A 24,822-nucleotide genomic window follows, 5' to 3' on the forward strand; every position below is an offset into this window, starting at 1 on the left:
GTTAATTGTTTTTAAAAACATCAATATATAAATTGAAAACCGCTTATTAAAGTATTAAATAGGATTAACCCAAATAAAAAGTTGCAATTATTGCAATTGAATTGGTGAAAGCATGTAACAAAACACCATACCAAAAACCAAACCTAATCCGTACCACACCTAAGAAAACACCTCCGATCAGTTGGGGTAAAACAGCCAAAGGGTAAAAGTATATAGGGAGTAGTTCGAGATCAAAATTTGTCAAATGGATAAATCCAAACAGAAATACTATTACCCAAAAGATAAGTTTTTTATACTTCAGGAGTCCGAATAAAAACTTGCTGTAGAAATACCTGTTCATGAGTAGTATCCCTAAAGCGACCCAGATTGCCAGTCCAATAAACATAAGATAGACTGAAATTGGAGCAAGGAGCAGTACCAATAATAATATAGAGAAATTCCACCTGCTTCTTGAGAATTTCAATACCAGCCTGAAGGCAGACTCTTCGTATAAAGGGGCCCAAATAACAGCACCGATTAAGGCAGCCCTTAAGCCCATTGACTTAAAATCGTAATCTGCTTCTTCAATTATAGGGAAAGCAAAACTTACCAGTTCCCATGAAGAAAAAGAAAAAATAACATCAATTATACCATAAACGAAGATGACCAGAATGAAGCTTTGGTACCATTTTGTTTTTGATTTACTTAGAAAGTTGACTTGATGTAATGTAGAGAGGTATTTTAACTCGTTTTTTAAAAGTTGAATCATTTTTTTAACGTAAAAGTGATTTTTTCTTTCGGGGTTTTTTGGGTTAGGACATTCAATGAAGCATTTTCTACCTGTAAAATTCTCGGGTAGCCTCCCGTCACCTGAGCATCCCTCATCAGGATGATCAATTTTCCTGAAGGGGTAAGCTGTACAGTTCCTGGATATACTGGAGAAGTAAGGATTGGTTCCAGTTCATGAGAAATATTTTCTTCTAATTGATAGGCCATTCTATCGATCATATCTGACACTTTAAAGGCTTTATTCAGGATCCTGTTGTGGAGCAAATGGGGTAGTAGGTGCCATTCAGGTCCTGGGTAAACATTTATTTTTGATAGTCGAAACCAGTCAGATCTGATCTTGGCTTTTGTTTCCACAGGTGGGTAGTACCGTTCAGCTTCGGAAAGGTAGCACAATGTATCTCCTTTTCTCACCCTGGTTCTTGGGGTAATTCCTGGATACCAACTCCTGCTTCCCGCCACCAATTCAGATTCAAATCCTCCCTGAATTCCCATATATGCCCATTGACCTTTTTTGATCCTTTTGACCAAAACATGATCTTCTGGCTTTATATCAATGACTTGTCCATAATTAATTGGTTTACCATTCAGCAATACTTCAGGTTCTGCCCCTGCAAAAACAATCCTTGTTTCACTTTCAAAAACCATTTCGGGCCCCGTTCCTGAAATTTCCAGCACTGCTGCATCCTTGGGATTTCTCAAGATGAAATTTACCTGTGCCACAGCATACCTGTCCATAGCACCCGAATAGGGAATACCGTATTGGGCCAATCCGAATCGACCTAAATCCTGAACACTTGACATAAGTCCAGGTTGTACAAAATGAATATAGGACGGAAGCTTAATCATGTTGCCATTGGTATTTTCCTGTCTTACTTTTTTCTTTCAACTCTAGATACTCCTCTTTTTCGATGCTCCTAAATTTGACCCTATCATTGACTTTTGCCATTACAGGAGGATCTTGATGGATGTCAAAAAGTGGAATAGGACATACTCCGACTACATGCCATCCACCAGGACTTTCACATGGATAAATGCCTGTCTGTTTCCCACCAATTGCGACACTTCCAGCCGGGACACTTCTGTCTGGACTTGATTTTCTTGGAGTGGTCAGTCTTTCATTCAGACCTCCCAAATACATAAACCCTGGTAAGAATCCATAAAAATATAATAGGTACTCTGGGTCAGAATGTAGTTGTATGATCTCTTCAGGTTCTAACCCGTGAAATTTTGAAAGTTTTAAAAGGTCAATGCCAAATTCACCACCATAACAAACAGGTATGGTCCATAATTTGGATGATGGAGTATCAATTTTCAGACCTTTGGATTCAATCTCTTCTAGCAGTTCCGACACTTCTTTTTCATTGATATCCAACTGTAGCTTGAGGGAAAGACAGTGATATCCCATCCTTATTTCTTTGATTCCATCGGCATATTCTTTTTCAAGATAGCCTTTCACTGCCATCATTTCTTCCAATATCAGGGGAGAAATATCTTTGGGCCAAGATATTTCCAGGAGTTTGCTGTTGATGAGATTAAAACGTATGTCCATTTAAGCAAAAGTTTTGTGAATAGCTTGCAGGATAGATAGCGCTGCTGGGTTGTCACCATGAATACATACAGTATCCGCCAGCACAGGAATAGTTTTGCCGGAAACTGTCTTGATACGGCTTTTCTCAATAATCCATTTCAAATGTAAAATTACAGCATCTGACGATACAAGTACAGCATTTGGTAAATCTCTGGAAGTCAGGCTACCGTCATCTTGATAACTTCTGTCTGCAAATACTTCACGGAACACAGTCACCTCGTATTTTTTCGCCAGCATTTCCATTTCCGATTGTGGTGGACAATATAATGTTGTTCCTTGAAAAGAATCTTTGATAAGCCCAAGAATCAAAGAAGCTATGGTTTTGTTTTTTGCTGCGAGGTTATACAATGCACCATGTGGCTTGATATGATTCACTTTAAGGCCTTGTTTGGCGGCTATTTCAAAAAACAGATCCAATTGTGCTTTCAGCGAATTTTTTAATTCATCTTCAGAGATGTCTATTACCTTTCTGCCGAAATTTGCCCTATCGGGAAAAGAGGGGTGTGCACCGATTTTGACTTGGTGCTGTTTTGCAGACTGAATGGCCTTAAGAATAGAGTTTTCATCTCCGGCATGGCCGCCACAGGCAATATTGCAACTGTCAAGATAGGGCATGAGAACCTCGTCATTGGTCAACCCTTCACCTAAATCACAATTGATATCGAGTCTCTTCAACATTTCCACTCGCTTAAATTATGGAAAAATCCTTTTATAGTTTTATCTAAGCTATAAGTTTCAGTGCTTTTATTCAACAAAAAACTACATTACTATCCAGATGACTCTTGTAATGTATGTAAATGTATTTACGCTTATTTACCATTAACCTTAAAATACAGAATTAATGGTTGTTTTAGGTCGATATCCATAAATATCCAATATCAATAAGTATCAAATACGTATTCAGAGCGGTCAATATTTGATCACTAATATCATTCCGTAAATGCATATATATGTAAATCCGCTTTCATACCATTAGAATCTATAAACACGAATTAACCTGTGATTTATAACCAATATCAATAAATAACTTGGACATGGTGGATCCAACTCGCCTCCCGAAGAGCCATGTATCCACGAGTAAGGGCGGATTAAAAAGGCTAACTTATTTTGGTTTGCGGTAGAATATCATATACGTATATTGACTAAATTTACATTTTAACATTCTTTTTCAATATGTTTGAATACAATCCAGAAAAACATTATCCAAAAGAAACAGAGAGCCGCATGGTAATCCGTTTCCAAGACTGTGATCCACTACAGCACCTCAACAATGCCAAATACTTTGATTACTTTTTCAATGCAAGGGAAGATCAGGTTCCCAAACTCTACGGAGTCGAAATGTATGACATGATCCAAAAGTACAAAGCGGCTTGGGTAGTCTACAACCATAATATTTCATATGTCAGACCAGCCAGGGTTGGAGAGTGGATCAGGATCAAAAGCAGAGTATTGTGGTACAATCATAATACTGTTGTCTTGGAATATTATATGACTGATGACAGTGGAGAAGAATTGAAAACGGTACTTTGGACTACCATGCGATATGTGACCATTAAGGAAGGGAAATCTACCGAGCACCAAGGCGCCATCTTGGATTTTCTGAAAGCGACATCTGAAGATCTTGATATTTCGTCTTTGACTATTGGCCAAAGAGTGAAAGATTTGAAGGGTAAACTTGTAAAAGAGAAGAAGTGATCGCTTTTGATGCTCAATAGAGAACAAAACCTGTACGAAACTGTACAGGTTTTTTTTGGCATTTCCATAAGAGAATTTTGGAACAAAAATTTCCTAAATTAATTTTTCGAAAATCTGAAGCTTACATGCAACCTTTAGAGGAATATTTTTTGCAAAAAAAGTCCTGATTTTGTCCGATTTTAGAACGGAATTTTGTGTGGGTGTTTCAAGATTGATACAGTTTTTTGACTTCAATTTAAATTTTGTAAATAATTGAATAATAGTTTTTTAACATAATATTAAAATCTAAGGTGAGAGATTTTGAATCGAAAGAGAGTTCAGATTTTTCTGGTACAGAAGATGAAAAGAGGATAGTACCAACTTAAAACAAACACAATTATGAAAACATTAATCACATTAGCATTGGCCGCAAGTATGGGACTTGCCAGCCTAGCACACGCTTCAAATGAAAATGCATCCGCACTTTCTTCTGTCACCACAAAAGACAATAAAATAAGCGTCTACCTAAAAGAGGGTATGGGAAAAGTCAAATTGGCAATTCTTGATGAAGATGGTAAAACACTTCACAGCCAAAGGGTGAAAGTCAAGACTGATATCAAGGTGCCTTATGACCTTTCTAAGCTTCCATCTGGTGAGTATCATGTATTGATTGAAAGCAATATCAAAGAAAACAATGCGGATTATACCATTTACACGGTAGAAACCAAAGAGGAACCAATTGCTTATCCTTTGATGGCGTATGGGAAAAATTTAGATAACTCAGCATTTAAATTGACGGTTATTGGCCTGGAAGAACCAGGAGTCGAGGTTACAATCGTAGACAGTAAAGGAAAAGTCTTATTGAAAGAAAGCATCCAAGAACCCAATGCTTTTAAGAAGGTATATAGATTGGAAAACATCAAAACCGAAAATGTAAGTGTCATTGTAAAAGACCAAAAAGGAAGGGTAAAAAACCTTTATTTTAACTAATTCAATTACTTATTTAACCACTGCATCAAACCCCTTTAGGAATTTTTCCAAAGGGGTTTTTTCTTTTCGAATATCCAAATTCATTAAATAATGAGTTGGAAAAATATTCAGCAATGGATTTGAGAAGATTTTACGTCACAACTACTAGAATTATATAAATGGACATATAATACATGATTTTTTTTACATTTTTGAGGGATAAAACAATATTAACTCGTTTCAAGAAAATATGAATAAACAGCGCAACATCAGTTTTTATTTGATTCTCACTGCATTGTTTGCCTTCTCCACAATGGCGATTGCCCAGGAAGAGGTAAACCTTCAGATGATCCATAAGATTAAAAATGAAGGAATAGGAAATTCCCAAATCCAAGACCTTTCTCACAATTTGACGGACTATCTTGGCCCAAGACTTTCAGGCTCTTCCAATTTGAGGAAGGCCAGAGAATGGACCGCTGAGAAATTTAAAGAGTGGGGCCTTTCGAACGTTAGAATTGACTCTTACGGTGATTTTGGTCGTGGCTGGGATGTCAAAAAATCCTATATCGCTATGAAAGATCCTTACTATGCCCAAGTAATTGGTTATCCAAAAGCCTGGACTGACGGTACAAATGGTCTGATTGATTCAGAAGTCATGTTGCTTGAAATAACCTCTGAGGATGATTTTGATAAGTATAAAGGGCAGTTGAAAGGAAAAGTAGTCATTACTCCAGCCAACTTTAACCACGGCCCAGCTTTCGAACCTGAAGCAAGAAGGTGGACAGAAGAGCAATTGGAAGAGAGAAAAACTATCAGCATAGGTGGTGGCGGAGGCCGATACACTCCTGAGATGCTTGCTCAACTTAGGGCGCAACGTGCTTTGGATCAGAAGCTGACCCAGTTTTTGTTGGAAGAAGAAGTAGGCTTGAAACTGACCGGTACTAGAGGTAATTTTGGTACTGTTTTTCATACGAGAGCTGGATCATTCAGTACAGACAAACTTCCTACCGTGCCGGAAATGGAAATTTCTTCTGAACATCACGGGAGAATTTACCGCTTATTGAAAAATGGCAAATCAGTCAAAATTGAAGCTGAAATAGAGGTAGAATGGCTGGATGACGATTATAAAGGATATAATGTCCTTGCTGAAATACCTGGTACGGATAAAAACCTTAAGCCTGAATTGGTGCTTCTTGGTGCACACTTAGATAGTTGGCATGCAGGGACTGGCGGAAATGATAATTCTGCGGGAGTTGCCGTAATGATGGAAGCCATCAGAATATTGAAGACCTTGGACTACCAACCAAAGCGTACGATCAGAATTGCACTTTGGGGTGAAGAAGAGCAAGGCTTATTTGGATCGAGAGGATATGTACAAAAATATGTTGCAGACAGAAGCAGCAAAGAGAAAAAAGCAGAGTGGGATAAAATCTCCGCTTACTACAACTTAGATAACGGTTCTGGAAAAATCAGGGGAATCTATTTAGAGGGTAACGACATGCTGGTACCTGTTTTTGAAAAATGGTTTGAGCCTTTCCATGGAATGGGAGCAAAAACTATAACAACAAGAAATACCGGTTCTACTGATCACGTGGCATTCGATGCTGTAGGAGTTCCTGGTTTTCAATTTATCCAAGATCCGATTGATTATGGTAGAGGCTACCATACCAATATGGATGTCTATGAAAGAATGCAGCTTTCTGACATGACACAAGCCGCAGTAATTATCGCAGCGATGGTATACAATACGGCCGAAAGGGATGAAAAATTACCGAGAAAACCTTGGAATTGAGCTCCTAACATCTATTGAAAAAAGAGGTCTAGAACATAGGCCTCTTTTTTTTCGTTACAAAAGAAATATTGGAATAGGCGAGTATATTTTGTATATTTCAGGTCAAAATTTATAAAAATATAAGATTGACTTAAGTTTAATTCTGAATAATATAAACCCAAATAAAGATGTATTCCGTAGTCAGGACAATTTTCAATGAGGAGCATGAAATGTTCCGACAATCTATCAGAGATTTTATAGCACAGGAGATTATACCGTTTAATGCCGAATGGGAAAAGAATAAAATGGTTTCCCGTGAATCATGGAAAAAATTAGGTGAGAACGGATTTTTGTGCCTCCAAGCCCCGGAAGAATATGGTGGGATGAATATCAGTGATTTCCGATACAATGCGATTTTTATTGAGGAGTTGGGACTTTCAGGTTGTTCAGGTCCGGCTATTGGATATCCATTGCACAGCGATATTGTGTTCCCTTATATCCTGCATTATGGCACAGAAGAAGCCAAAAAGAAATATGTTCCGGGAATGGTTTCAGGAGATTTGATTTCTGCTGTGGCCATGACAGAACCAGGAGCAGGATCCGACCTTCAGGCTATAAGGTCTACGGCTGAAGATAAGGGAGATCATTACCTGATCAATGGATCCAAGACATTCATTACCAATGGCTTTTTATCGGACGTAGTAGTAGTAGCTGCTAAAACCGATCCAAGCAAAGGAGCAAAAGGCATAAGTCTTTTTATTTTAGATAAAGATATGGAAGGTTTTTCCAAAGGTGTTCCATTTGAAAAAGTTGGATTACATGCTCAGGATACTTGTGAACTGTTTTTTGAAGATGTAAAAGTGCCAAAAGAAAATCTACTTGGTAAAGTAGGAGAAGGGTTTAAATACTTGATGACCGAATTGGCACAGGAAAGGCTGATAGTTGGCCTTGCAGCCTTAGCTTTGGGCGAGTCTGCTTTTTTATCTACTATAGATTACGTCAAACAAAGAAAAGCATTCGGCAAAAGCATTTCAGATTTCCAGAATACGAGGTTCAAATTGGCAGAAATGGGAGCGAAGTTGGAGCAAGGCAGGATATATGCCGATCAATTGGTACTGCTGCACAATGATAAAAAGGTGGATCCGGCCATGGCTTCTTCAGCAAAATATCTATTGACCGAGCTTCAATGTGAGGTTTCTGACGAATGTGTGCAGCTTCATGGTGGATATGGCTATATGTGGGAATACCCAGTAGCCAGAGCTTTTGCTGATGCGCGGGTTCAGCGTATCTACGCAGGAACCAATGAAATCATGAAAGAATTAATAGCTAGAAAATTACTTATAGACTAGAATCTCTTTTCAATTTTTACAAAAAGGCACTTTTTCTAAACGAGAAAGTGCCTTTCTTTTTTGAAACAAACATTATTGCTTTATATTTATTAGTGGTAAAAAAGAATATTTAGTCTAAACCCAAAATATATATATCATATGCAAAATTTTCCATGGTTGAAGCATTACCCTAAAGGAGTTGATGCTGAAGTTGATGTGACATCTTATAGTTCGGTTGTCAATCTTTTTGAAGAAAGCGTAAGTAAATTTGGAGATGCTATCGCCTACGAGTGCATGGGCAAGGGCATTACTTTTAACGAACTCGACACATACTCACAAAATTTTGCTTCATTTCTGCAAAATGAATTGAAACTAAACAAGGGAGACAAGGTAGCCATTCAAATGCCCAATTGTCTCCAATATCCTGTTGCACTTTTTGGTATCTTGAGGGCAGGTATGGTCGTGGTGAATGTGAATCCGCTTTACACAGCTAAAGAAATGAAGCATCAATTTGATGACTCGGGGGCCAAAGCAATTGTGATTGTGGAAAACTTTGCTTACAACCTTGAGAAAATACAGAAAGACATTCAAGCCAAACATATTATCACTACAGGTTTGGGAGATATGCTTGGAGGCTTGAAAGGCACGATTGTCAACCTGGTAGTAAAGTATGTGAAAAAGATGGTTCCTTCCTATAATCTTTCAGGAGCACATAGCTGGAAAAAGGCCATGTCCAAGGGTGGTAAAGTTGGCTTCAACAGAGAATGGCTTAACTTAGAGGATTCAGCATTTTTACAATATACAGGTGGAACAACAGGTGTTTCCAAGGGTGCAGAACTGACGCATGGCAATATTGTAGCCAATATGCAACAGATATCTGCTTGGATGAAACCAAAGTTGAAGGACAATGAAGAAGTAGTGATCACAGCCTTGCCATTGTACCATATTTTTGCATTGACTGTAAACTGTCTGGCAATGTTTAAAATAGGAGCGAAAAACGTCCTGATTACCAACCCTAGAGATATGCCAGGTTTTATTAAGGAACTTGGAAAACATAAATTTACGGTGATAACGGCAGTGAACACTTTGTTTAATGGATTGATGAATGCAGACGGGTTTAGTGAATTGGATTTCAAATCATTAAAAGTAGCAGTAGGCGGTGGTATGGCAGTGCAAAAAGCAACTGCAGAAAAGTGGGAAAAAATCACAGGAGTTCCTTTGGCCGAAGGTTATGGCTTGACTGAAACTTCCCCCGTTGCTGTGTGTAATCCTATCGACGGAACAGAAAGAATAGGAACGATTGGAGTTCCTTTGCCAAATACAGACGTCAAAGTAATTGATGACGATGGCAATTTACTTCCTGTTGGAGAAAAGGGAGAATTGTGCATAAAAGGGCCACAAGTCATGAAAGGTTATTGGATGCGACCCGAAGAAACAGAAAAAGTTATGAACGGAGATTGGTTCAAAACGGGAGATATAGCAGTCATAGATGAGGATGGATTTGTGAAAATAGTGGATAGGAAAAAGGAAATGATTTTGGTTTCTGGATTCAATGTCTATCCAAATGAAGTTGAAAACGCCATAGCATCACATCCAAAAGTTTTGGAAACAGGAGTAATTGGAATGCCTGATGACAAATCAACTGAAAAAGTTGTCGCCTATGTAGTTCCTAAAGATGACTCCGTGACCGAAGATGAAATCATAGCGCATTGTAGAGAAGAACTGACAAATTACAAAGTACCTAGGGAAGTATACTTTACAGATGAACTTCCTAAATCAAACGTTGGTAAAATTCTAAGGCGTAAGATCAAAGAAATGCATGAGAAAAAATAGGTGAAATGCTTATTTATCCAAATTATTAACCAAATGGATGTCAATATTATTGGCATCCATTTTTTATTTATCGAATTTTAAGTTAATTTTTTTGAAACTTTAAACCCAATTCAACTTGAACACTTATGATTTCATCATTATCGGAGCAGGCTCCGCAGGATGTGTACTAGCCAATAGGCTTTCTGAAAATCCCAATAACTCGGTACTCTTGGTTGAAGCGGGAGGACCGGATTCTAAAAATGAAATAAAGATCCCAGGTGCATATGGAAAACTTCATAGGTCAGAGGTGGATTGGGCATTTTGGACTGAGCCTCAAGAAAATGTAGGAAACAGAAAAATTTTTATTCCCAGAGGAAAAACACTCGGAGGTTCTTCAAGCACCAATGCCATGGCCTATGTAAGGGGAAACCCTGCAGATTATGACCAATGGGCTGCATTGGGAAATGAGGGTTGGGCATATAAGGACCTCTTGCCTTATTTCAAAAAATCTGAAAATAATCATGACTTCGATGGTGAGTTTTATGGTAAAGATGGACCGCTTCATGTGAAGTTGGCCGATGAACCTCATTTGTTAGGTGAAAGATTTATTGAAGCTTGCGAAGCGGCTGGAATTCCATCTAATCCTGAGTATAATGGCAAACAGCAATTGGGAGCTTCATTACTTCAATACACCATTCACCGCCAGCAAAGACAAAGTACTGCCACAGCATTTTTGAAGCCTGCTTTACATAGAAAAAACCTTACTGTAAAAACTAAATTAAAGGTCAGTAAAATAATGATTAACAATGATATAGCTACTGGTATTGAAACCTTAGATTTAAGATCAAATAAGACAAGCTATTTGGCCAGCAAAGAAGTCATAGTTTCTGCAGGAGCGATGCAATCACCTCAACTTCTAATGCTTTCAGGCATTGGTGACAGCAAGTATCTCAGAGAATTTGGAATAGAGTTGAAGAAGGATTTGCCAGGTGTAGGTCAAAATCTGCAAGATCACATTTGGTCAGGGGTCAGCACTTGGTCTCGTATCCATACAGAAAATCATGGTTTAAAACTTTTACCTATGGGTTCAGCCCTGATGAAATACCTTCTGTTTAAAAAGGGACCCTTAACCAATGGACCACTAACAGCAAATGCATTTTTGGATTTGAACAGAATTGATGGAGTACCAGATATACAATTTCATTTTGTTACCTCAGCCATTAAAGAAGATTATAGCACTGATATTTATGACATCAAAACATTTCCTAAAACGAGTGGATTCAGTATCATGGCGATTTTGCTTCATCCCAAAAGTAGGGGTTATATAGGTCTCAAAAATAGCGATCCTAATTCTCCACCGTTGATACAACCTAATTTACTTGCTGAAAAAGAAGATAAAGATTTACTCATACAAGGACTCCTAAAAGCCAAAGAAGTAATGGATAAACATCCATTGAAGCAATTTCAAAAGAGCGATTCTTTACTTCCAAGATTATTTGACCCGCAGTCATTAGAAGAACACATTCACAAAACATTGGAGACCCTTTACCACCCAGTAGGCACTTGCAAAATGGGAAATGATAAAACTGCTGTTGTTGACTCAAGTTTAAGGGTAAAAGGCATCAAAAATCTACGCGTTGCTGATGCATCCATCATGCCCAATATTATCTCAGGAAATACAAATGCTGCTTGTATCATGATAGGTGAGAAGGCCTCAGATTTGATTTTAAGTCAAAGCGAAAAACCTGAACATAGTTTAACAATCTAATTGAACATAATTTAACTATAAATTGAAAACAGTTCAAATTAAATATTGACCCATATTTAATCTTATGAAATATTTACCGAAGTTCCTTGCTGTTATGTTTTTGTTTAGCATGTGTGGAAAACAAGATGTTTATGAACAAGAAACATATGAATATAAATTGACAGCTCGGGCTTTGGAAAACTCATTGGAGACAAATCTTCTCAGTGCTTGGTATCCAAAAGCTTTTGACCTTGATTCAGGAGGCTACTTTAGCAATTTTGATTATCAATTTAACTTGAAAGAGGGTCAACAAGATAAATTTATAGTCACTCAGGCAAGGCATTTGTGGTCCAATGCCGTTGCCATGCAACTATATCCAGATCTTGAACACTATTCAATTGGCGCTAGGTTGGGTTTTGATTTCCTCAAAAACCATATGTGGGATAAATCAAAAGGCGGGTTTTATCAGATGGTCAGTAGGTCAGGCCAACCTTTGCTGGAAAGGGAGAAGATGAAAACAGCATATGGAAACAGTTTTGCGATATATGCTTTAGCAACATATTTTGAAGTGAGTGGAGATTCATCTGTACTCGATTTGGCAATAGAGGCTTTTCAGTGGCTGGAAGATAAAAGCTATGATCCCGAGTTTGGGGGATATTTTCAGCATTTAGATCAAAGTGGACAGCCTATTATTAGGGTTGTTGACACACCGAGTACATCAGACCTTGGATACAAAGACCAAAATTCATCAATTCATTTATTAGAAGCTTTCACTGCCCTTTATCAAATATGGAAAGATCCTTTACTTGAAAAAAGACTTGAAGAAATGTTGGTATTGGTAAGGGATACGATTACACATCCTAAAGGATATCTTATCCTATTTTTTGAACCTGATTGGACACCGGTTACTTTCCAGAGAGAAGATGAAGAAACAATTTTGCAGCACAGACAATTGGATCATGTTTCGTTTGGGCATGATGTGGAAACAGGCTTTTTATTGATAGAAGCTGCTCATGTATTGGGCTGGGGTGATGATCAAAAAACGGTTAGTCAAGCCAAAAAAATGATTGACCATGGTTTAAGTTTTGGGTGGGATGATGAAAAAGGCGGGTTTTATGACGAGGGGTATTATTTTGAAAATGAAGATGAGCCCCGAATAATCAAAGACAGCAAAAACTGGTGGGCTCAAGCTGAGGGGATGAATGCCTTGTTATTGATGGCTACCTATTTTCCTGATGATCCAATGGATTATTATGGTAAATTTCAAAAACAATGGAGTTACATTCAGGAAAACCTGATCGACCATGTTCATGGGGGTTGGTATGCAGGAGGCTTGGACAAGCAAGCTCATCACAAAACATCAGACAAAGGTCATATCTGGAAGGGAAACTACCACCAACTCCGATCATTCAAGCATAGTATAGACATGCTCAGAGACTTGGCTAATGGTAAAGAATGAAAAACAATGATGTTATCCTTTCCGAGAAGATTGTTTCACAACTCAATTTTTACATCATGATTATCCCCTTCAAGCCAATAAAATAAACAGCTTAACCAACTTTTAGATGATAATCTTCCAGTAGTGAGGTATCTATAAAGTATCCATACCCTTGCCTCGGCAGGGATCTATTTTCGTAAGAAAAAAGGCTATTCTACTGATTGAAAGAATTGCTTAAAAGTATTCCTGCATATTCTCCAAAAGTGTTTACTGCATGATAAGAATATTATTGACGACATCTTTTGACATGAAGATTGTCTTTTTATTATCCACAAGGATTTCAATGGAACCGTCAAATTCAACCTTGTCCAAGACTTTTATTCTTGCACCTATATAGGCTCCTACCTTATCGAGATAGCGCAGGAAGGAGGCACTGCTATCCTTTACAGCGACAATTTGTCCAGTACCATTGACTTCAATTTCTGAAAGGGGCAGACGTGGTCTAGAGCGGACATCGCCATACTCATCGGGGATCGGATCTCCGTGAGGATCAAACTTTGGAAAACCCAAGTATTCATCCAGTCTTTGAATCAGTATCCTGGATTTGATGTGTTCCAACTCATCGGCTACTTCGTGAACCTCATCCCAAGAGAAGTTTAGCTTTTCTACCAAAAAAACTTCCCAAAGCCTATGCTTTCGAATGGTCTGTAAGGCCAATTTTTTACCATCCTCGGTGATGTGGACACCATAGTATTTCCTGTACTCAATTACTTTTTTTTCTCCGAGTTTTCTAAGCATGTCAGATACAGAGGCAGGGCGATTTTTCATTTCTCCTGAAATGTCATTGGTGGAGACACTCTTTTTTCCTTCCTCCGAAAGATGAAAAATAGCCTTTAAGTAATTCTCTTCAGAGTAGGTGAGTATGGGTAAGGAATTATCTGTCATGGAGCAAATATAATAATTTAGTCTATTCTAAAAAATAATTTACAAGAGACTAAAACAGCTGTGGATAACTCTATTTTTAATGTGTTTTAGATATTAGGCATGTCTAAAAAATAATATAGTCTAAGCTAAAAAGAATCATAAAACACTGAAATACAATATAATATGATTATTAAATTTGTATTAAGGTGGATTTAGGTTGAAAATTATGGAGTTTCCATTAGCTTAAAACTGGTTTCCAAAAGGGCTTGTAGGTGGATAACTTTTTTCCGCTGTGTGGATAAAGGGCGTGGATAAAAATGAAGTCAAGATTTGCTTATGATTACAGTTTTTAAGATTTTCATATTTTAAATCTTTAAGTATCTTATTATGAAAGTCTTGATTCTTTTTGCCTCTTTGATGTGGCTCGGAAATGTTTCTTTTTGTCAAAGTGATAGGGAAAAAAATGACTCTTTAGAGTTGCGAGGCCGGCAGTTTTACCTTGAAGGTTACAAAATCAAACGATCAGCTTTGGCAAATTTTATGGTTGAGGATTCCGAAGCTTCCAACTACCTTTCAAAAGCTAGAACGAATGCCACAATAGTGGATTTGACTCTGCATCCGGGTTTATTTTTTCTGGTTTGGTCAAGCGGAGATGCGATCTTCGGAAATGGGATGGATTGGTCTATGTTTGGGGTTGGGACAGGATTATTTGCTTCCTCAATAATATTTGAAAGGGCTTTCAGAAAAAATGCAAGAATGGCTGTCAAGTCCTATAATTCAGATCCAAATAAAGGAAGGAAGGTTGGTGAACTTAATTTGGGGATTAACCCACATGGTCTTGGATTCAGCTATAATTTTTAAATGGAGGTCAAAGATTTGATCAAGGCCAAGAACTTTTCCTCATCAGCTTTCCAGTGAGGCAATGACATTTCGGTAGTATTGTAAAAATTTTGGCTTGTAAGACTTTCATGGATTTGTGGGATTTCACTGAAATCTTTGAAATCTATTTCCAAACCGGCATTGTATGTTTTGGCAAGTTCCTGCCATTTTGGATTGGTGGTAAACAAAAAAGGTTTGCCCAAGGCTAGGCACTCGTACAGTTTACTGGGGATTTTAGGGCTTATGCTTGGGATTTGATGGTAGGGGAGTAAAACTGCATCAGCGCTTTTAAATGCATCTAAAATCGACTCATAAGGGATGGGATTTGGTGAAATGTCAGCAATGATGGATTGTTTTCCTGCTATAGATGTTTTCAACCTTTCCCTGAATCTTGCTAGAGGAGCGTGTCCAAGTATTCTTAGCTGGGCATCAGGATAGATCTTTTGAAACTGAATAAACCATTCTATGGCCTCAATGCTGCCATAAACTTCAGTCAATGTACCGCAAAGTAAGAACCTTAAGTGTTTATTGGTCAATTTATTTGGAGTGACAATGGGCAAGTTCGGACCTTGGAACTTGTTTTCCAGGAGTGTATGGTTTTTGATTGCTGGAAACTCCTGTTGATAGCACGCTTCAGCAAATATAAAATGATCTATGAAAGGTCTTGAACAATATTCAACACATTGAATAACCTTGGAAAAAAGGAATCGAACCAGTTTGTTGCCACTGTTATTGTGGATCAAATTGAGTGCATAATTTTCTTGGATATCATAGATGATGTTATAGCCATAAAGCAATTTTCCAATGACAGCAGCCGGCAGAAGTTCATAGGTAGTTACGATAAGTAGTTTTGGCTTGATTTCTTGAATCAGCTTCAACAATCTGAAATTAGCTGAAAAACGAAGGATTGATTTTCGATTTTGATAAAATAAGGGGTGGAATTTTATTAAATTTTCATCAGTTTCTTTTTTTACATAAAATCCTATGATGTTTATTTGGTATTTATTTGTTTCACGCAGCGAAAGAGCAAATTTGTAATAGCTTCTGGAATCCTTGAGGGGTTTGAGTACGGAGGCAATGGCAATTTTTACTGGCTGCATGAAGAGTTTTCAAAGTAAAGAATTAATCAAAAATATGGATTTACAAACTATTATTGAAAAAGCCTGGGAAAACAGGGAATTATTGAAAGAGAAGCACGTCGAAATTGCCATAAAAACGGTCATCAGTGACCTTGATAGCGGGCAAATAAGAGTGGCTGAGCCTCTTGAAAATGGAGAATGGAAGGTAAATGACTGGATCAAGAAAGCTGTTATTCTTTATTTTCCAATCCGCAAAATGACCACCATCGAAGTGGGACCATTTGAGTTTCATGATAAGATGGCTTTGAAGACCAACTATGCAAAGCAAGGTGTAAGGGTAGTTCCTCATGCTGTGGCAAGATATGGTGCTTATTTGGCTAGCGGAGTAGTGATGATGCCATCCTATGTCAATATCGGTGCTTTTGTGGACAGTGGCACGATGGTTGATACTTGGGCTACAGTAGGATCTTGTGCTCAAATAGGAAAAAATGTTCATTTAAGCGGAGGTGTTGGTATTGGAGGGGTTTTGGAACCTGTTCAAGCAGCTCCCGTTATTGTTGAAGATGGTGCATTTATAGGCTCAAGAGCCATCATCGTGGAAGGTGTGAGAATAGGCAAAGAAGCAGTAGTAGGAGCGGGCGTTACCCTGACAGCAAGTTCAAAAATTATAGATGTGACGGGTAGAGAACCCGTAGAATATAAAGGGTATGTTCCACCTCGATCAGTAGTCATTCCAGGTTCGATTACGAAAAAATTCCCAGCGGGAGAATTTCAAGTTCCTTGTGCTTTGATTATTGGACAAAGGAAAGCTTCTACCGATCTTAAAACTTCCTTAAACGATGCACTTAGAGAAAATAACGTTGCAGTTTAAAATAAAGGAGTATTCAATAATGAAGTTAAGTAATTGGGTTTATGTTGCCCTGATCAGCATAGTGTTGGCGTCGTGTTCGTCTGGAGAATCTAATAAAGGAGATCAATTGTATGCTGAGGGCAGATACGAGGAAGCTATCAATGCCTATGATGCTTATTTGGTGAATAGGCCTAAAAACGTGCAAGCTCTGTACAATCGAGGTCGATCGCATGAGGAATTGGGAGCATTTGACGAAGCCGAAAGAGACTTTCTTGCAGCTTTATCTCATGATGCTAAAAACAGTCAAGTGCTTTTGAGCCTTTCCAATCTATATCAAAAACAGAAAAGACATACCAGTGCTTTGCTGTATGCAGAGTATGCGGTAGAAGTAGCTGGAGCACCTGCCATGGCATATTTCATGAAAGGCAGGGCTTTACATCAACTTGGAAATAGTGAAGAAGCATACAAGGAATATAGTACTGCGATCAAAATGAATAAAAATTATGGTCAGGCTTACTATTACAGAGGTCTCTTAAAGTTTGCCACAGACCGTGTCAAATCAGGTTGTGACGATATGAACGCTGCGCTTAAAGTTGGATATGAAGATGCCCGTGAAGCCATGGAAAGATATTGCCAATAATTGTAGAGCAGTTTTATCATAAAAAAAGGGATCGAATGATCCCTTTTTTTATGTCTTAGCAGTTAATTTTGGAGGGTTTTTGGATATGTATTCACTTGGCAGGTATTTCTCAAGGTCTTTTTTAAACTTATGGTAATCAACAGTGATGGTGTGCCTGGGTGAATTGATTTGCTGATAATGAGGCTTGCTGACCTCTCTTTCACAAAGTTCCTTGATATTTTCTGGCCTAGACCATTCTCCTGCGAGTTCTCTTGCCATTACCTTTGACTGAAGTTCAGCCCCAGGCCATATGCAGCCGAGTGGCTGAAACATTCCTATAAAATAAAGATTGTTTATTTCTGGATGAAACATTTTGAGGTAAAGAGGGACAGGGCCTGAACTGTAGTCAATCAATTCCTTATCAAAGAAAGGATGCGACAAAAAGTATCCTGTACATGCAATGATGCTGTCAAATTCCTCCACCAAGTCATTTTCAAATATGACCTTATTTCCTTCAAACCGTTTGATATCCAGTCGTGGCTTTACTTTGCCATGACGGATTTTGTACAGCAATTCATCATTTATGGTAGGATGTACTTCACCAAATTTTGTTTCTACTTCCCGTAAACCATAAAGTTTATTATCTCCGACCATAATTTTGAGAAGTATGTCAAAGAAAAAGCTTCTGATTTTTAATGGAATCCAAGAGCTTTTTTCGCCGATCTTGTCAGAAGGTTGTCCGAAAAAAAACTTGGGGATTATCCTATAACCCCTTCTCCAAGAAATAGCTGTTATTTCACTTACTCGGCTGGTTTCAACCGCTACATCACAAGCGGAATTTCCACCTCCGATGACCAAAACCCTTTTTCCCTCAAAAGGAGCGGCTTTTTTGAAAGAGTGGGAGTGAAGCATCTCACCGGTAAAATTACCAGGGTAGTTTGGCCACCTTGGCAGCCAATGATGACCATTGCACACTACAAGATGCGTAAAAGTCTCATGATACAGATCTCCATCCTTTTCAAAACTAATTTCCCAATTGCCATTTTGGGTTCTTTCACAATGTGAAACCAAAACCCCAAACCTGATATGGTCATAAAGTCCAAATTTGGCTGCATAAGCCTGGAAATACCTTCTCAGTTCGTCATGTGAAGGGTAATCAGCTATCTCAGGATCAAAGTCGTCAAAAGTAAAATCTGCATACTGGGAAAGGGTTTTTGAACTTATGATATGTGTGGTTTCAAAAACACTTGAATGTGATTCATTTTCACTATAAATCCAATTTCCGCCTACATCAGCATTCCTATCAAAAGCAACAGCATTCAGTCCTTTGTCTAGGAGATTTTTTAGGGCAGTGATACCGGAGGGGCCAGCACCAATTACTGCTATTTTCTTACTTTCATGCATACTTTTCTATCAATTCATCAGCCATCTCTTTTGTGCCAATGGATGCGGGAGCCTCCAACTTTTTGAGGTTGTGCATAAACCCCATCTCAGGAATATTGACATCGATGATGTATTTTGGTGAGTTTTCAGGAGCATATTTTACCAACCCTGCTGCAGGGTAGACAAGTAGAGAAGTACCAATGACCGCAAAAATATCAGCTTCTTTACAAATCTCCATAGCCGGTTCTATCATGGGAACCAATTCACCGAACCATACGATAAATGGGCGCAATTGACTTCCTTTTTCGCATTTGTCACCTGATTTGATTTCCCAACCATCTATATCATATACAAGCTTGGGATCCACAGTGCTCTGTGATTTGAAAAGTTCGCCATGAAGGTGGATAACTTTGCTTGAACCGGCTCTTTCATGAAGATTGTCAACGTTTTGGGTAATGATGGTGACATCAAAATACTTCTCCAGCCTAAAAAGCTCTTTGTGGCCTTCATTTGGCATTACAGTAAGTGCCTGTTTTCTTCTTTGATTGTAAAAATCAAGGACGAGTTCTTTATTTTTTTTCCAACCGCTTGGAGAGGCGACTTCCATCACATCATGTCCTTCCCATAATCCACCACTGTCCCTAAAAGTACTAATACCACTTTCTGCAGAAATTCCTGCACCTGTTAATACCACTAATTTCTTCATTCTTTACTTTCTTCAATTACTTCTTTTTCCATTTTCTTTTTGATAAACTGACCTCCTCCGATTGCAGCAAATACAAATACCAAATATGGTATCAACATTTGCACATAAGTAAAGTAACTTAAGTCTTTGACCATGGCAAAAGCAAACGCCGACAACCAAGAAACCATAGATACTCCACCTACAGCAAAAGCAACTCTTTTTAAATTTTGGTCTTCCTCTATATCTTCCTCAATTAAAGAAAGTTTTTCGATTTTTGGCATCATATAGAAATTTAAAAATACGCCATTGATACTCAGTACGAGCACTGAAGTCATCTTCATCAGAAATCTCGGATTATTATTATAACCTTCAATATCTGTCAAGTATATGGCTGTACCGGTAACCAATAGTAAGACTAAACCAATAATGATCAGTTGCGATATAAGGTGCATGATCACAGCTTCAGAAGAATTGATTTGGAAATTACGTAGAAAATGGAAAATCAAAATATCCAATATCAATGTACCACCTAGTCCAAGTATCATTCCCAGTAGATGAAATGTAAGTAGGTATTCAATGGCATTCCCCATCTTCAGCACCGGATTGGTCATGAAGTAATAGACTATTGCAGCAATACCTGCATTTAATAGCACATATATAAGGGTAGGCCATTTGAACTCAACTTTTTCTATGAGTGACATGGCCAATTTGTATAGAAAAATCAAAAAGGCACAGGCTGAAACAAGGAAATAAATCAAGTTTACTTTATCAGGGTTACCACCTAATATCAGGTCAACAATGGACGCAAGGGCCATTAAGCCGAAATATCCGATGACCAGTTTTTCATAAGGAACTTTGAGTATGTACATCCCCTGAATATGATCCAATGCGTCGTCTTCTTTGACCTCGGTTCGATTTCGGGATTTGTATTGATAAGCTCCAAGAAGTACACCTGTCAAGGAAAGTAAAAAAACTCCAATTATTTGAATGTCCATATATTTTTAAAATTTGTGACATCTTTAAGTTAGTAAATTAATTAAAAAATTAATAATCGGATTTTCAACTTGTAAGATTTATGCAAAAAGAATCTGAAAAAATACAAATAAAAAAGCTGTCGTTTTTAAGCGACAGCTTTGGATTATTTCTTCTTAGCAAAGCTCCTTCCTTTTTTCTTTACTGGCTGATTTTCAATAATTTCTATTGTTTCATCGTAAGTAAGACTTTCAGCTTCTTTGTCTTTAGGGATTTTGAAATTATTCTTTCCAAATTTAATGTATGGACCCCATCTGCCATTTAAAATCTGGATTTCAGGATTCTCATCAAAAGTCTTGATATGTTTCTTTTCATCCGCTTCACGCTTTTCTTTGATCAGCTGAATGGCTTCTTGCTCGGTAATGCTCAATGGGTCAAACTCCTTGCCTAGCGATACAAATTTACTATCATGTCTGATGTAAGGACCGAAACGGCCCAAGGCAGCCACTATTTTCTTATCTTCAAATTGACCTACATCTCTTGGCAACTTGAATAGCTCCAAGGCATCTTCCAAAGTGATATTCTCAATGAATTGACCTTTCTTCAAACTTGCAAATTGTTTTTCTTCATCCTCTTGGTCTCCAATTTGAACGAGAGGACCAAATTTGCCAAGCCTTGCTATAATCGGTTTACCTGTCTTTGGATCAGTACCAATCTCCCTTGAAGTATTGATGTCTGCTCTTGCTACATTGGCTGTTTCTTCGACACGGGTATGGAATTTACCATAGAAGTTACCAATCATGTCTTCCCAATTTTGGCCACCATGAGCGATGTCATCAAACTCCTTTTCTACATTGGCAGTAAAGGAGAAATCTATGACAGTAGGGAAGTGTTCAACAAGAAAGTCGTTCACCACCATTGCAATATTGGTGGGAAACAATTTGTTCTTATCCGCACCTGTAATTTCAGTTTTATTTTGCTTGGAGAAATTACCGTCTTTTACCTTCATTTCCAGGTAATTTCTTTCATGTCCATCTCTGGACTCCTTGATGACATAATTACGCTTTTGGATCGTCGAAATGGTAGGAGCATAAGTAGATGGTCTGCCTATTCCCATTTCTTCAAGTTTTTTCACCAAAGATGCCTCAGTGTATCTAGGAGATGCTCTTGTGAAAGATTCTCTTCCTTTCAACTCTATCAATTTTAGCAATTGGCCGATTTCCAATGGAGGAAGCAACCCTTTGTTTTCATTGTCTTCGTCATCATCTTCATCATCGGTACTTTCCAGATAGACCTTCAAGAAGCCTTCAAATTTAATGACTTCACCGCTGGCTGAAAGTTTTTCAGGAGTTGTTGATATGCCAATGGTTACAGAAGTTTTTTCCAATTGAGCATCTGCCATTTGAGAGGCAATTGCCCTTTTCCAGATCAATTCGTAAAGCCTCTGTTCATTTCGATCATTTCCGGCTTCATGTTTTGAAAAGTCTGTAGGTCTTATGGCTTCGTGAGCTTCCTGAGCACCTTCCGATTTGGTAGTGAATTTTCTTGACTTATGAAATTCAGGTCCGTATGCAGAATGAATCTCATTTTTGGCAGCTGTCATGGCATCATCCGATAAGTTGACGCTATCTGTCCTCATGTAAGTAATTTTCCCCGCTTCGTAGAGTTTTTGCGCCACAGACATGGTTTGTGCTACTGAAAAGTAGAGTTTTCTACTGGCTTCTTGTTGAAGCGTGGAAGTGGTAAAAGGAGCAGCAGGTGTCTTTTTACCTGGTTTGGTCTCTAGATTTTCTATACTGAAATCTGCACCAATACATTTTTTTAAGAAATCTTCAGCTGCCTCTTGGCTTTCGAACTTTTTAGGAAGTTCAGCTGAAAGTTGTTTTCCTTTGACATCAAATTGTGCTGTAACCCTGAAAGATGATTTTGACTTAAACTTTTCAATATCCCTTTCACGTTCTACGATCAGTCTGACAGCCACAGATTGTACTCTACCTGCCGAAAGGCCTGTCTTAATTTTTTTCCATAAGATAGGGGAGAGCTCGAAACCCACTAGCCTGTCTAGAATTCTCCTGGCTTGCTGTGCGTTGACCAGGTCCAGGTCAATTGTTCTAGGGTTTTCTATTGCCTTGGTGATGGCATTTTTGGTGATTTCCCGGAAAACAATCCTTTTGGTATTTTCATCTTTAAGTTTCAATACTTCTTTCAAATGCCAAGAAATTGCCTCTCCTTCACGGTCATCATCACTCGCTAGGTATACAGTTTCAGAATCCTTGACCAACCTTTTTAATTCCTTGATCACCTCCTTCTTGTCTGCAGTGACCTCGTAAGTAGGTTTGAATCTGTTTTGTACGTCAATCGCTTTGTCACCTTTAGGCAGATCCCTGACATGACCATAGCTTGAGGCAACTTTAAAATCCTTACCTAAATATCCTTCTATTGTTTTCGCTTTGGCAGGCGACTCCACGATGACTAAATTCTTTGGCATATTCTATCGATTAAAATAATGGAATGCTCAGGCATTCTTATAAAAGCCTAAAAATAGATGGCATTCTATTCCTTTCCAAATTTCAGGAATTTTCCGGCATACCTTGGCATGATTATTTCATCTATTTTTGCATACTAATTACCTATCCAACTATGTCCACAATAAAGATGTTATACCTTCTCCGGCATGGAGAAGCAGAATTGGGTTTTGGAAGATACTCTGACTTTGATAGAAAGTTGACAGACAACGGGATAGCACAATTGAAGCGTTTGGGAAAAATTCTAGAAATCAACGCAGAAAAATTTGACCAAATACTTTCAAGCAGTGCTTTACGGACCAAAATGACGACAGAACTTATAGCCGAAAAAATAAGCGCAGAAAGAATTTTTTTCGAGGAAGTTTTATACGAAGCGCAAACAGAGATCATTCTGAGGCAGCTAAATTCAGTTAGTAATGATGTGAATCACCTACTTTTAGTAGGCCACAATCCAGGAATCAGTGCATTGGCATCGTATGTCACCAATGGGCAATTTATAAGCATGCAGCCCGGAATGATGGCAAAAATTGCTTTAGAAGTAGATTCTTGGTGTATGCTAGGCAGAGAAACAGGATCCTTAATGGAAATTCTACAATAGATTTCACTTGATAAAGGATTTTATTTGTTGTGAAATTGGTTATCAAAACTGAAAAACTTACTATTGTCAGGCTTTTTAAGGTTATAAATCTTAATTTGTTTAACTCAAAAATCACAATTACACATGTCATTAAAACATAAATTAATAGAGGAATTCGACCCAAATGGGGTAGGAGCTCATGAATCACTTTTTGGATTGCCTTTCGATGAAGAAACTGCCGATCTAATAATAATTCCCGTGCCTTGGGAAGTGACTGTTTCTTATTCAGCGGGTACCTCAGAAGGCCCTGAAGCTATATTCAATGCTTCTACTCAAGTAGATTTGTATGAATCGGATATTCATGATGCTTGGAAAATGGGAATCTATATGTTGCCAATTCCATCAGAATTGGCAGACAAGAGTGCAAGCTATAGAATATTGGCTCGAAATTATATCAATTGGTTAGAAGGAGGTTCCAGTCCGGAAGAGGCTGAAAGATTTGCCGCCGTACCCGAAATCATCAACACTGCAAGCAAAGAGATGAATGATTGGGTATATGAGCAGGCCAAGAAATACAGAGAAAAGGGCAAGCTGGTAGCTCTCTTGGGGGGTGATCACAGTACTCCATTAGGTTTGATCAGGGCACTTGCTGAAGAACACACAAGTTTTGGAATCCTTCAGATTGATGCTCATGCCGACCTGAGAAAGGCTTATGAAAACTTCGAGTATTCTCATGCCTCTATTTCTTATAACGCACTTAAGCTTCCTCAAATCAGCAAACTGGTACAAGTGGGTATCAGAGATTATTGTCAGGCAGAGGCCATCACTGCGAAGGAAAATAATAGGATTACGACCTTTTATGACAAGGATATAAAAGAAGATCTTTACGAAGGCAAGGCTTGGAAAGTAATATGTGACGATATTGTAGACCAACTTCCAAATGATGTTTATGTGACTATTGACATAGATGGATTTGATCCGAAACTATGCCCAAATACCGGTACACCAGTGGCTGGAGGTTTTGAAATGGAACAAATACTCTATCTGATGAAACAAGTTGTGAAGTCTGGGAAAAAGATCATTGGCTTTGACTTGGTAGAAGTGGCTCCCGGTCCAGAAGGAGATGAGTGGGACGGAAATGTAGGGGCGAGGATTCTTTACAGGATGTCAAACTTGTTAGGAGCTTCACAAGGAAGACTTAACCTGAAATAAAGGATAAAAGTATCAACTCCCT

At 38.3% G+C, this 24,822-nt stretch carries 22 protein-coding genes; 12 read left to right on the top strand and 10 right to left on the bottom strand.

Annotated features, from left to right (window positions below; translation table 11 throughout):
• Nucleotides 1-64: 64 nt before the first annotated feature.
• Genes CLW00_RS00060 through pxpA form a run of 4 tightly spaced genes read right to left on the bottom strand, consistent with a single transcriptional unit; the run spans nucleotide 65 to nucleotide 3,034 of the window.
• The gene (locus CLW00_RS00060) at nucleotides 65-748 is read right to left on the bottom strand and encodes a CPBP family glutamic-type intramembrane protease (protein WP_106131617.1); all 684 of its coding nucleotides are present in this window, start codon (nucleotides 746-748) and stop codon (nucleotides 65-67) included.
• Nucleotides 745-1,614 carry a 5-oxoprolinase subunit C family protein gene (locus CLW00_RS00065; protein ID WP_106131618.1) on the bottom strand — a complete coding sequence of 290 codons (870 nt, stop codon included), beginning with the start codon at nucleotides 1,612-1,614 and terminating at the stop codon, nucleotides 745-747. Before CLW00_RS00065 ends, CLW00_RS00060 begins: the two co-directional genes overlap by 4 nt.
• The gene (gene pxpB / locus CLW00_RS00070; RefSeq protein WP_106131619.1) at nucleotides 1,607-2,317 is read right to left on the bottom strand and encodes a 5-oxoprolinase subunit PxpB; all 711 of its coding nucleotides are present in this window, start codon (nucleotides 2,315-2,317) and stop codon (nucleotides 1,607-1,609) included. The genes CLW00_RS00065 and pxpB overlap by 8 nt, the downstream gene beginning before the upstream one ends.
• Complete coding sequence (gene pxpA, locus CLW00_RS00075; protein WP_106131620.1) at nucleotides 2,318-3,034, bottom strand: 5-oxoprolinase subunit PxpA; 717 nt, start codon at nucleotides 3,032-3,034, stop codon at nucleotides 2,318-2,320.
• A 495-nt stretch (nucleotides 3,035-3,529) separates the two neighbouring features.
• Between pxpA and CLW00_RS00080 the strand changes: the two genes are divergently transcribed.
• The 7 genes from CLW00_RS00080 to CLW00_RS00110 all read left to right on the top strand — a co-directional run bounded on the left by CLW00_RS00080 (nucleotide 3,530) and on the right by CLW00_RS00110 (nucleotide 13,116).
• Nucleotides 3,530-4,051 carry an acyl-CoA thioesterase gene (locus CLW00_RS00080; protein ID WP_106131621.1) on the top strand — a complete coding sequence of 174 codons (522 nt, stop codon included), beginning with the start codon at nucleotides 3,530-3,532 and terminating at the stop codon, nucleotides 4,049-4,051.
• 378 nt (nucleotides 4,052-4,429) lie between these two features.
• Nucleotides 4,430-5,020, top strand: coding sequence for a DUF3244 domain-containing protein (locus CLW00_RS00085; RefSeq protein WP_106131622.1), 591 nt, complete (start codon nucleotides 4,430-4,432; stop codon nucleotides 5,018-5,020).
• A 229-nt stretch (nucleotides 5,021-5,249) separates the two neighbouring features.
• A complete protein-coding gene (locus tag CLW00_RS00090; RefSeq protein ID WP_211300128.1) occupies nucleotides 5,250-6,791 on the top strand; it encodes a M20/M25/M40 family metallo-hydrolase in 1,542 nt (513 codons plus the stop codon).
• A gap of 167 nt (nucleotides 6,792-6,958) precedes the next feature.
• On the top strand, nucleotides 6,959-8,119 hold the full coding sequence (locus CLW00_RS00095; RefSeq protein ID WP_106131623.1) for an acyl-CoA dehydrogenase family protein: 1,161 nt from the start codon (nucleotides 6,959-6,961) through the stop codon (nucleotides 8,117-8,119).
• 138 nt (nucleotides 8,120-8,257) lie between these two features.
• A complete protein-coding gene (locus CLW00_RS00100) occupies nucleotides 8,258-9,931 on the top strand; it encodes an AMP-binding protein (protein WP_106131624.1) in 1,674 nt (557 codons plus the stop codon).
• A gap of 115 nt (nucleotides 9,932-10,046) precedes the next feature.
• The gene (locus CLW00_RS00105) at nucleotides 10,047-11,678 is read left to right on the top strand and encodes a GMC family oxidoreductase (RefSeq protein WP_106131625.1); all 1,632 of its coding nucleotides are present in this window, start codon (nucleotides 10,047-10,049) and stop codon (nucleotides 11,676-11,678) included.
• Nucleotides 11,679-11,742: 64 nt separating this feature from the next.
• A complete protein-coding gene (locus CLW00_RS00110) occupies nucleotides 11,743-13,116 on the top strand; it encodes an AGE family epimerase/isomerase (protein WP_106131626.1) in 1,374 nt (457 codons plus the stop codon).
• Between the two features lie 246 nt (nucleotides 13,117-13,362).
• Here CLW00_RS00110 and CLW00_RS00115 read toward each other — a convergent pair whose 3' ends face one another.
• Nucleotides 13,363-14,040, bottom strand: a complete 678-nt coding sequence (locus CLW00_RS00115) for a metal-dependent transcriptional regulator (protein ID WP_106131627.1) — start codon at nucleotides 14,038-14,040, stop codon at nucleotides 13,363-13,365.
• Between the two features lie 366 nt (nucleotides 14,041-14,406).
• On the opposite strand from CLW00_RS00115, the gene CLW00_RS00120 reads away from it, so the two are divergent.
• A complete protein-coding gene (locus CLW00_RS00120) occupies nucleotides 14,407-14,880 on the top strand; it encodes a hypothetical protein (RefSeq protein ID WP_106131628.1) in 474 nt (157 codons plus the stop codon).
• Here CLW00_RS00120 and CLW00_RS00125 read toward each other — a convergent pair.
• A complete protein-coding gene (locus tag CLW00_RS00125; RefSeq protein WP_106131629.1) occupies nucleotides 14,877-15,998 on the bottom strand; it encodes a glycosyltransferase family protein in 1,122 nt (373 codons plus the stop codon). The two genes, CLW00_RS00120 and CLW00_RS00125, sit on opposite strands and share 4 nt — an antisense overlap.
• A 34-nt stretch (nucleotides 15,999-16,032) precedes the next feature.
• Between CLW00_RS00125 and CLW00_RS00130 the strand changes: the two genes are divergently transcribed.
• Nucleotides 16,033-16,848 carry a 2,3,4,5-tetrahydropyridine-2,6-dicarboxylate N-succinyltransferase gene (locus tag CLW00_RS00130; RefSeq protein ID WP_106132182.1) on the top strand — a complete coding sequence of 272 codons (816 nt, stop codon included), beginning with the start codon at nucleotides 16,033-16,035 and terminating at the stop codon, nucleotides 16,846-16,848.
• 19 nt (nucleotides 16,849-16,867) lie between these two features.
• A complete protein-coding gene (locus CLW00_RS00135; protein WP_106131630.1) occupies nucleotides 16,868-17,467 on the top strand; it encodes a tetratricopeptide repeat protein in 600 nt (199 codons plus the stop codon).
• 48 nt (nucleotides 17,468-17,515) lie between these two features.
• On the opposite strand, the gene CLW00_RS00140 is transcribed toward CLW00_RS00135, so the two are convergent.
• From CLW00_RS00140 to topA, 4 genes are all read right to left on the bottom strand, one after another.
• The gene (locus CLW00_RS00140) at nucleotides 17,516-18,850 is read right to left on the bottom strand and encodes a flavin-containing monooxygenase (protein WP_106131631.1); all 1,335 of its coding nucleotides are present in this window, start codon (nucleotides 18,848-18,850) and stop codon (nucleotides 17,516-17,518) included.
• Entirely contained in the window at nucleotides 18,843-19,535 is a 693-nt protein-coding gene (locus CLW00_RS00145) for an SIR2 family NAD-dependent protein deacylase (protein WP_106131632.1), read from the bottom strand. The genes CLW00_RS00140 and CLW00_RS00145 overlap by 8 nt, the downstream gene beginning before the upstream one ends.
• Nucleotides 19,532-20,509, bottom strand: coding sequence for a hypothetical protein (locus CLW00_RS00150; RefSeq protein ID WP_106131633.1), 978 nt, complete (start codon nucleotides 20,507-20,509; stop codon nucleotides 19,532-19,534). Before CLW00_RS00150 ends, CLW00_RS00145 begins: the two co-directional genes overlap by 4 nt.
• A gap of 143 nt (nucleotides 20,510-20,652) precedes the next feature.
• Nucleotides 20,653-22,974, bottom strand: a complete 2,322-nt coding sequence (topA, locus tag CLW00_RS00155) for a type I DNA topoisomerase (RefSeq protein WP_106131634.1) — start codon at nucleotides 22,972-22,974, stop codon at nucleotides 20,653-20,655.
• Nucleotides 22,975-23,126: 152 nt separating this feature from the next.
• Between topA and CLW00_RS00160 the strand changes: the two genes are divergently transcribed.
• Together CLW00_RS00160 and CLW00_RS00165 are read left to right on the top strand one after the other, a co-directional pair.
• Nucleotides 23,127-23,609: a SixA phosphatase family protein gene (locus CLW00_RS00160; RefSeq protein WP_170073150.1), complete on the top strand. Its 483-nt coding sequence runs from the start codon at nucleotides 23,127-23,129 to the stop codon at nucleotides 23,607-23,609.
• 123 nt (nucleotides 23,610-23,732) lie between these two features.
• Nucleotides 23,733-24,800, top strand: coding sequence for an agmatinase family protein (locus CLW00_RS00165; RefSeq protein WP_106131636.1), 1,068 nt, complete (start codon nucleotides 23,733-23,735; stop codon nucleotides 24,798-24,800).
• The last annotated feature ends 22 nt before the right edge of the window (nucleotides 24,801-24,822 follow it).

The organism is Mongoliibacter ruber (genome assembly GCF_003003005.1).
GTDB classification, from domain to species: domain Bacteria; phylum Bacteroidota; class Bacteroidia; order Cytophagales; family Cyclobacteriaceae; genus Mongoliibacter; species Mongoliibacter ruber.